Source organism: Sandarakinorhabdus rubra (assembly GCF_010994245.1).
GTDB lineage: Bacteria > Pseudomonadota > Alphaproteobacteria > Sphingomonadales > Sphingomonadaceae > Sandarakinorhabdus > Sandarakinorhabdus rubra.
On record NZ_WMHO01000119.1, the window covers coordinates 1 to 7,941 of the forward strand.

Below are 7,941 nucleotides of genomic sequence, written 5' to 3' on the forward strand. Positions count from 1 at the left end.
CTGGCAGCGGCGGCCGATCCGGCCCTGGCGGCGGCGCGGCTGGATGGCCTGCTGGCGGCGCTGCCGGCCGGCGTGCAGTTCTTTGCCCTGCTGCGCGCCAACCCGCGCCTTGTTGGCCTGCTCGGCAACCTGGTTGGCATCACGCCGGTGCTGGCCGAGGCGCTGGCCCGCGATCCGGCCTTGTTCGACGTGATGTTGTCGCCCGATGCCTTTGCCCCGCTGCCCGACGCCGAGGCGCTGACCACCCAGCTCGCTAGCCTGTGCCAGGGCGCTGCAACGCTGGAGGACGTGCTCGACCGGGTGCGGCGCTGGACGGCGGAGCTGCGCTTCCAGCTCGGCGCCCAGCTCGTCGAGGGCCTTGCCGATCCGCTGGTGGTGGGCCGCAGCCTCGCCGATTGTGCCGATGCCGCGGTGCGCGTGCTGTTGCCGGCCGTGGCGGACGAGTATGCGCACGCCCATGGCCGGGTGCCGGGCGGCGAGTTGATCGTGCTGGCGCTGGGCCGCCACGGCGGACGGGCGATGACCCATGCCTCCGATCTCGATCTCGTCTTCCTGTTCACCGGCCATCATGAAACCATGTCTGACGGTGCCCGGCCGCTGCCGGCCAGCCAGTATTTCAACCGGCTGGCGGCCCGGCTGGTCACTGCGCTGTCGGTGCCGACCGCGGCCGGCGCACTGTACGAGGTGGACACGCGGCTGCGGCCCTGGGGCGCCAAGGGCAATCTGGCGCTGTCGGTGGAGAGTTTCCTGCGCTACCAGACCGAGGAGGCCGAAAGCTGGGAGCATATGGCGCTGACCCGAGCGCGGGTGGTGGCCGGGCCGGCGGCGGCAGCAACGGCAGCGATTGCGGCCGTGCTCACCCGTCCGCGCGACATCGAGGCGCTGCGCAAGTCGGTGCTGGCCATGCGCGCCGAGATGGCAGCGGCCAAGCCGGCGCAGGGGCGCTTTGATGTCAAGCTGGCGCCGGGCGGGCTCGTCGATCTGGAGTTCCTGGTGCATTTCCAGCAGCTTGCTACTAGCCAGGGCCTGCACCCCGAACTGCCGCACGCCATTGCCGCGCTTGTGGCGGCCGGCCAGCTGCCACCCGAACTGGTGGAATCCCACGACGTGCTCAGCCGCTTCCTTGTCTGGCTGCGCCTGCTGTTTGCCGGCGCGCGGGTGCCCGAAACCCTGCCCGCTCCGGTCAGCCAGCTGCTGGTTCGGCTCCTGGGTGCGGCAAATTTCGCCGCCGCACAGACGCAGCTTGGCGTCGCCAAGGGGCTGGTGCGCGTGGCATGGGCGGAAATTCTCAGCCTGAAAGGACTAGAGTCATGAGCATGCCCCAGCCCGGCGATGTCGCCCCCGCGTTCAGCCTTGCCGGCGATGCCGGCCCGATCAGCCTTGCCGATTTCGCTGGCCGCAAGCTGGTGGTGTATTTCTATCCCAAGGACGACACGCCCGGCTGCACCACCGAGGGCAAGGCCTTTTCAGCCCTGCAGGCGCAGTTCGATGCGGCCGACACGGCGGTGGTGGGGATCAGCCGCGATTCGGTCGCCGCCCATGCCAAGTTCCGCAATAAGCATGGCCTGACCGTGGCCCTGGGCAGCGACGAAGGCGCCGTTACCGAGGCCTTTGGCGTGTGGGTGGAAAAATCCATGTATGGAAAGAAATACATGGGCATCGAGCGCGCCACCTTCCTGATCGGCCGCGATGGCCGCGTGGCGCGGGTGTGGCCCAAGGTGAAGGTTCCGGGCCACGCCGAAGAGGTGCTGGCCGCCGCGCAAGCGCTTGCCTGAAGGCAGAATCGGCCCGGACGGGGGAGGGGAATCGCCCGGCCGGGCCGCCGCATGGGCCCTCCAGCAGGGGTAGATACGGCCGCCCGGATAACAGGTTTCACCATTCGGCAAGGCGCCTGTCACAACTCATCGCCTGCGCCCAACGGCTGACCGCTGCGGGTCGAACGCCGGGTTGTCGCTGGCGGGGGGCGCTGCTTCAAACCGTCGTGTCAGCTGCGTAAACCGCTGACGAGGGGACATTCAGTCAACGTGATGCCCACGCCGGCCACCTTGCGGCCGACAATGGGACGCCGTGTTGCCTGGCTGCCTCCTGCAGAATGAAGGTCGCCAGCTGCCCATGTCGAAGCGGAACTTCAAGATCGTGCGCGCCGGACTGGCGCTGGTGGCGGCCGCCGTTACGGCGGCTGCTGCGCCGGCTGCCGAGGCAGTGTCGGTTGATGCCGCGGTCGCCAGCGTTGCCGTCGACGATCATGCCAGTTTCGCTCCGGGCGTGATCGCCCAGGCCCGCCGCGCCTTCCTCGATGCCCTGGCCAGCGAGAAGAGCGATGCCGCGACGCTGTCGCGCATGCTGCCGCGTCATGCCGAGCCGGTGGCCGCGCTGATTGGCGCCGCGCCAGCCGGTGCTGCCCGCGCCGAAGCGCTGCTGCAGCGGCTCGGCCTTGATCCGCAGCGGTTTCTTGCGGCCCGCGACACCGGCCTTCGTGATGGCAGCGTTCGCCAGTCGTTGGGCGGCCCGTTCATTTCCGTGACCGATCCGCAGGTGCGCGCCATGGCCGATGACGCCGCCAGGCGCGCCCGGCTGGCGGCCAGCTTCGCCCGGATCCCGGCCTTCCTGCCGGTGGCGCAGCCCAGCCAGTCCTCCGATTTCGGCTATCGCCGCGATCCCTTCCACGGCGGTGGCGCCTTCCACGCCGGCCTCGATCTGACCGGCAAGACCGGTGATTCCATCCATGCCGCCGCCGATGGCGTCGTGGTCCGCGCCGGCTGGTGGGCTGGCTATGGCAAGGTGGTCGTGGTTGATCACGGCAATGGCATGGAAACCCGTTATGGCCACATGTCGCGTTTCCACGTGCGTGAAGGCGATGTGATCCGCCAGGGCCAGGTGATTGGCGGCATGGGCTCCACCGGCCGCTCGACCGGCACGCACCTGCATTTCGAAATCCGCCTCGATGGCCGCCCGCTCGATCCGCAGCCCTTCCTCGATCTGGCCAGCTTTGGCCTCGACGCGCCGATCCGTACCCGCGCCACCGTGATTGCTCCGACCAACATCGCCAACAACGAGCCTTATGCCCCGGTGCTGGTGCCGGCGTCTGCCGAGGATGCCGTGATGGCCGGCGGTCGCACCTGGACCCCGCGCATCGGCCGCTGAGGACGTCCGCCGGCTTGCCGCGGAGGACTGCAGTCCCTAAATAGCAGGCATGGACACTGATGCCCTCCTGCCGCGCCTGACCCCGGCGGCTGCCGCCCGCGTCGCCTGGATCGCGGCGCGCCAGGGCAAACCCGGACTCATGTTGCGCCTTGCCGTTGATGGCGGCGGCTGCGCCGGCTTTCAGTATCGCTTCGGCCTCGAACCAGCGGCGGGCGCCGATGACGTGGCCATCGAAACCGACGGTGTCACCATGTTGATTGATCCCGACAGCCTGCCGTTCGTGGCCGGCGCCGAGGTGGATTATGTCGAAAAGATCGGCGCGGCGGCCTTCGAGGTGAAGAACCCCAATGCCGCCTCTGGCTGTGGCTGCGGCTCCAGCTTCTCGATCTGATCGCCCGCCGGGCAGAAGCGGGGGATGACATGACGATCCGGGCGGTGATTTTCGATTTCGGCGGCGTCATCACCTCCTCGCCGTTCGAGGCCTTCGCCCGTTATGAGGCGCAGCGTGGGCTGCCATTGGGCTTCATCCGCACGGTGAACGCCACCAATCCCGATACCAACGCCTGGGCGCGGCTGGAGCGCAGCGAGATCAGCACCGCCGCTTTTGATGCCGCGTTCCGCGCTGAAGCCCTGGCATTGGGCCATGACGTGCCGGGCGGTGATGTGCTGCCGTTGCTGGCCGGCGATGTGCGGCCGGGTATGGTGGCGGCGCTCAGGGCCTGCAAGGCGGCGTTCCAGGTCGGTTGCATCACCAACAACGTGGCGAGCGAGGAGGATATCGGCTGGGGCCCCAGCGTGAAGCATATCCTCGCCGAGTTTCACCATGTCATCGAAAGCGCGAAGGTGGGCCTCCGGAAGCCCGATCCGCGCATCTATCTGATGATGTGCGAGGCGCTGGGCGTGGAACCGGCGGCCTGCGTCTATCTCGATGACCTTGGCATCAACTGCAAGCCGGCGGCGCAGCTGGGCATGACCGCCATCAAGGTGACCGGCGAGGCCCAGGCGCTCGCCGATCTCGCCGCCGCCACCGGCCTCACATTCTGATCACCAGCCGACCGGATCGGTGAAGGCGCTGCCCTGCCGCTCGAGCTGGGTGGCGATCGCATATTTGTGGACCTCGGTCGGCCCGTCGTAGAGGCGGAAGGGCCGCATGTCGCGGAAGATCATCTCCACCACCGTCTCGCTGGTCACGCCGATGCCGCCCAGGATCTGCACGCAGCGGTCCGCCACCTTGAACAGTTCCTCCGACACGCTGGCCTTGACGATGCTGCTCTCGTGGCGGGCGCGCACCCCGTTGTCGAGCAGCCAGGCGACGTGGCGGATGGCCAGCCTTGCCTGGTGCAGGGCGATCTCGTTGTCGGCCAGCATGAAATTGACGCCCTGGTGCTGGAGCAGCGGCTTGCCGAAGGCGGTGCGCACCCGGGCATGTTCCAGCGCGATATGCTGGCAGCGCGCCGCCGCGCCCAGCCAGCGCATGCAGTGGGTCAGCCGCGCCGGGGCAAGGCGCATCTGGGCATAGCGGAAGGCCGAGCCGATCTCGCCGAGGATCTGGCTCGGCCCCAGCCGCAGGCCTTCGAAGCGCACCACGCAATGGCCTTCGACATAGTTGCGGTCCATCGAATCCATCACCCGGTCGATGTGGATGCCCGGCGTGTCGCCTTCGGTGAGGAACAGCGTGGGGCCATGCGGGCCGTGGGCATTGGGCTCGACATTGGCCATGATGATCCAGGTCTTCGCGCCATTGGCCCCGGTGATCAGCCATTTCAGGCCGGAAATCTCGTGGTCATTGCCGTTGAACACGGCGCGCGTCTTCAGCTGGCCGGGGTCGCTGCCGGCGCCGTCTGGTTCGGTCATCGCGAACACGCTGCGGCGCTCCCCGTCGATCATCGGCTTTAGGAACTGCTGCACCTGGTCGGGCCGGGCGATGCGGGAGAGCAGATACATGTTGCCCTCATCGGGCGCGGCGCAGTTCATGGCCACCGGGCCGAGCGTGGACCAGCCCGCCGCCTCGAACACCGCCGCCTGGGTGGCGTGATCGAAGCCCATCCCACCCAGTTCCCGCGGCGCCTGCGGGGTGAGCAGGCCCTCGGCCTTGGCCAGCGCCACCAGTTCGGCGCGCAAGGCATCGTTGGGGCCGTGTTGCGTCAGGCGTGGATCGCGTTCGTAGGGAATGATCTTCTCGATCACGAACTGGCGAACGCGGCGGGCCAGCGCCTTGGTCTCTTCGGGGAGGGTGAAATCGGTCACAGCAAGCCTTTCCGGAACTGCGCGAGGCCATGGGCAAGGATTGCCAGCGCCAGCGCTTCGAACCCCTGATAGCGGTCTCCTTCCATCTCGCCGCGCTGCCATTTTCGGTAAAGCTGCATCCACGCCACCGCCAGCCGCAGCCGGGCCAGCGCCGTCGGCCAGACGAGATCGCCAACATCATGCCCGCTGATCGCACGGTAGCGCGCCGCCAGCGCCTGCCGCCCCGGCCAGCCGGGCGTCAGCGACGGCACGGCGCGCAGCGGCTTCACGTCTTCAGGGTCACCGGGCTCGATCCAGTAGGAGAGCAGGATCGCGAGATCAAAGCCGCGTGGGCCCCTGGTGGCCATGTCCCAGTCGATCATGGCGCTGGCCTGCATGGTGGCGGGATCGACGAGCAGATTGTCGGGCTTCAGGTCCATGTGCAGCAGCACCGGTGCCCCCACCTCTGGCGGCACAGCTTCGGACAAGGCGGCGATCAGCTCGGCGGCATCGGCGGGCAGTTCATCGGGCCACACGGCGGCCGCACGTGCCGTCCAGCCCTTCAGCTGGCGGGCATGAAAGCCTTCCGGCTTGCCGAGGTCAGCAAGGCCGATGGCAGCGGGATCGAGCGCGTGCAGCGCCGCCATCGCCTGCAGGGTCGTCTCCACCAGGCGCTGGTCGGCGCCCTCTGGCAGTTGCCCGCCGATGGCGATGCCGTCGCGCCATTCGAGAAGCTGGAACGGCGTGCCCAGCACCGTCTCGTCTGCACAGAAGGCGATCAGTCGGGGCGCGAGCGGGAAAACGGGGGCGAGTGCGGCCAGCACCTTGGCCTCGCGCGCCATGTCGCTGGCCCCGGCGGCGAGCAGACCCGGCGGCGGGCGGCGCAGCACCGCCGGCCCGACGCTAAGCTCGACACGTTCATTGCGGTTGGCAATGCCGCCGCCCAGCCGGGTGAGTGCAGCGCCGGCGGCGAGCGCCAACCCGGCAGCGGGCAGCCACCCCGCAAGCCGATCAAGATCGGTCATGCGGCCCGCACCATGATGCAGCGCCGTGCGGGATCGAGGCCGCTGGCGGCAACACGCGCCGGCAGGCTGGCCAGCCAGGCGGGCAACATGGGGTCATCATCGGCGACGATGGCAAACCCCAGCCGCGCATAGAAGGGGGCATTCCACGGCAGCAGGCGATCGGTGGTGAGCGACAAATGGGTGCAGCCAAGACCGGGCGCGGCGGCGATGGCGGCGTTCATCAGGGCGGCACCAAGGCCGCGTCGCTGCGCGCGGCGCGCCACCGACATTTCCTGCAGATGCAGCCAGCCGGCAATGGTTGTCCCCATCAGGAAGCCCGCCGGTTCGCCATCGTCGGCCACCCACAGGGTGCCGGCGCGGCAGCTGCGGGCCAGTTCGGCAGGCGCTGTGGTCTCGCCATCGACCAGATGCGCAACCGCGGTGCCGGCAAACAGCGTGGCCGCCGACGCCTCGATGGCGGGCAGCAGCGGCAGATCGGCGGGGCTGGCCAGCCGGATCATCGGCGGCGGATGCGGGCGAAGAAGGGCGAAACGGCCATGCGCCCATGGCTATCACGCCGGGCGGCTGCGGCAACAGCACTGTCACACAGCGGTTACTGGAAGTTGGCAGGGGGAGTGCCTATGATTCGCACCATGGCCGATGCCCCCACCCGCGCCCCCACCCTGACCAGTGAACGCCTGGTGCTGCGGCGGCCGCGCCTCGATGATTTCGAGCGGCTGGCGATGATGTGGGCGCACCCGGTGGTGGTGACGCACTTCGGCGGCAAGCCGTTCAACCGCGAAGACAGCTGGAACCGGCTGCTACGCTATGTCGGCCATTGGGAGCTGATGGGCTATGGCATCTGGACCGTGACACGCGCGCATGAGGACGTGCACATCGGCGATGTCGGCTTCCTGCACGGGGAACGCACCGGCGTGCCGGACTTCGGCTGCCCGGAAGCGGCGTGGAGCTTCCACCCGGAAGCCCAGGGCCAGGGCTATGCCAGCGAGGCGGTGGCCTGCGCGCTGGCCTGGGCCGACAGGCAAGCGACAAGCGGTGCCGATCCGCGCTTTGCCCGCACCGCTGCCATGATCCACCCCGCCAATGCCGCCAGCATCGCGGTGGCGCGGCGCTGCGGCTTCAGCCGGTACGGCGAGGCCGTCTACAAGGGCGAATCGCTCGGCCTGTGGGAACGGGTCAGAACGCCGTCCTGATCGTCAGCCGGGCCGTGCGCGGCGTGCCGGTGCTGATGTTGTTGTCGGTATGGGCGGTCGGGAAATAGGCGGTGTTGAACAGATTCTCGACATTCAGCTGCGCCTTCACCCCCTTGGCCAGGGTGACGAACAGCGCGCCATCCACCCGCGTGTAGGCCGGCAGTCGCACGCTGTTGCTGATGCCGGCGAAACTGGCGCCCTGGTGCAGCACGCCAAGACCGATGGCCAGCGGCTCGGCCACCTGCCAGCGCTGCCACAGGCTGGCCTGGAAATCCGGCACCAGCGGCACGTGGCGGCCGGCCGGCGCCGCGCTGGTGGTGCTGGTGATGCGGGCGCGCTGCACGGCAAGGCCG

The 7,941-nt window shown here is 68.9% G+C and carries 10 protein-coding genes; 6 read left to right on the forward strand and 4 right to left on the reverse strand.

Features of this window, described 5'->3' with window-relative positions; translation table 11 throughout:
* The 5 genes from GJV64_RS08575 to GJV64_RS08595 form a co-directional block, all read left to right on the forward strand.
* A partial coding sequence (locus GJV64_RS08575; protein ID WP_456238856.1) for a [protein-PII] uridylyltransferase family protein occupies nucleotides 1–1,314 on the forward strand: 1,314 nt, incomplete at its 5' end.
* Nucleotides 1,315–1,316: 2 nt separating this feature from the next.
* Entirely contained in the window at nucleotides 1,317–1,775 is a 459-nt protein-coding gene (locus GJV64_RS08580) for a peroxiredoxin (RefSeq protein ID WP_164156853.1), read from the forward strand.
* Nucleotides 1,776–2,112: 337 nt separating this feature from the next.
* Complete coding sequence (locus tag GJV64_RS08585; RefSeq protein ID WP_164156845.1) at nucleotides 2,113–3,144, forward strand: M23 family metallopeptidase; 1,032 nt, start codon at nucleotides 2,113–2,115, stop codon at nucleotides 3,142–3,144.
* Between the two features lie 49 nt (nucleotides 3,145–3,193).
* Entirely contained in the window at nucleotides 3,194–3,535 is a 342-nt protein-coding gene (erpA, locus tag GJV64_RS08590) for an iron-sulfur cluster insertion protein ErpA (protein WP_164156846.1), read from the forward strand.
* Nucleotides 3,536–3,564: 29 nt separating this feature from the next.
* On the forward strand, nucleotides 3,565–4,188 hold the full coding sequence (locus GJV64_RS08595; protein ID WP_164156847.1) for an HAD-IA family hydrolase: 624 nt from the start codon (nucleotides 3,565–3,567) through the stop codon (nucleotides 4,186–4,188).
* Here GJV64_RS08595 and GJV64_RS08600 read toward each other — a convergent pair whose 3' ends face one another.
* The 3 genes from GJV64_RS08600 to GJV64_RS08610 are packed head-to-tail and all read right to left on the reverse strand — an operon-like array spanning nucleotide 4,189 to nucleotide 6,895.
* On the reverse strand, nucleotides 4,189–5,391 hold the full coding sequence (locus tag GJV64_RS08600) for an acyl-CoA dehydrogenase family protein (protein ID WP_164156848.1): 1,203 nt from the start codon (nucleotides 5,389–5,391) through the stop codon (nucleotides 4,189–4,191).
* Complete coding sequence (locus GJV64_RS08605; protein ID WP_164156849.1) at nucleotides 5,388–6,395, reverse strand: phosphotransferase family protein; 1,008 nt, start codon at nucleotides 6,393–6,395, stop codon at nucleotides 5,388–5,390. The genes GJV64_RS08600 and GJV64_RS08605 overlap by 4 nt, the downstream gene beginning before the upstream one ends.
* On the reverse strand, nucleotides 6,392–6,895 hold the full coding sequence (locus GJV64_RS08610) for a GNAT family N-acetyltransferase (RefSeq protein ID WP_164156850.1): 504 nt from the start codon (nucleotides 6,893–6,895) through the stop codon (nucleotides 6,392–6,394). Before GJV64_RS08610 ends, GJV64_RS08605 begins: the two co-directional genes overlap by 4 nt.
* A 120-nt stretch (nucleotides 6,896–7,015) precedes the next feature.
* Here GJV64_RS08610 and GJV64_RS08615 point away from each other — a divergent pair, with 120 nt between their 5' ends.
* Nucleotides 7,016–7,588, forward strand: coding sequence for a GNAT family N-acetyltransferase (locus GJV64_RS08615; protein WP_164156851.1), 573 nt, complete (start codon nucleotides 7,016–7,018; stop codon nucleotides 7,586–7,588).
* Here the strand turns inward: GJV64_RS08615 and GJV64_RS08620 are convergent.
* The coding region (locus GJV64_RS08620; RefSeq protein WP_164156852.1) for a TonB-dependent receptor domain-containing protein at nucleotides 7,572–7,941 on the reverse strand (370 nt) is incomplete at its 5' end. The genes GJV64_RS08615 and GJV64_RS08620 overlap by 17 nt on opposite strands.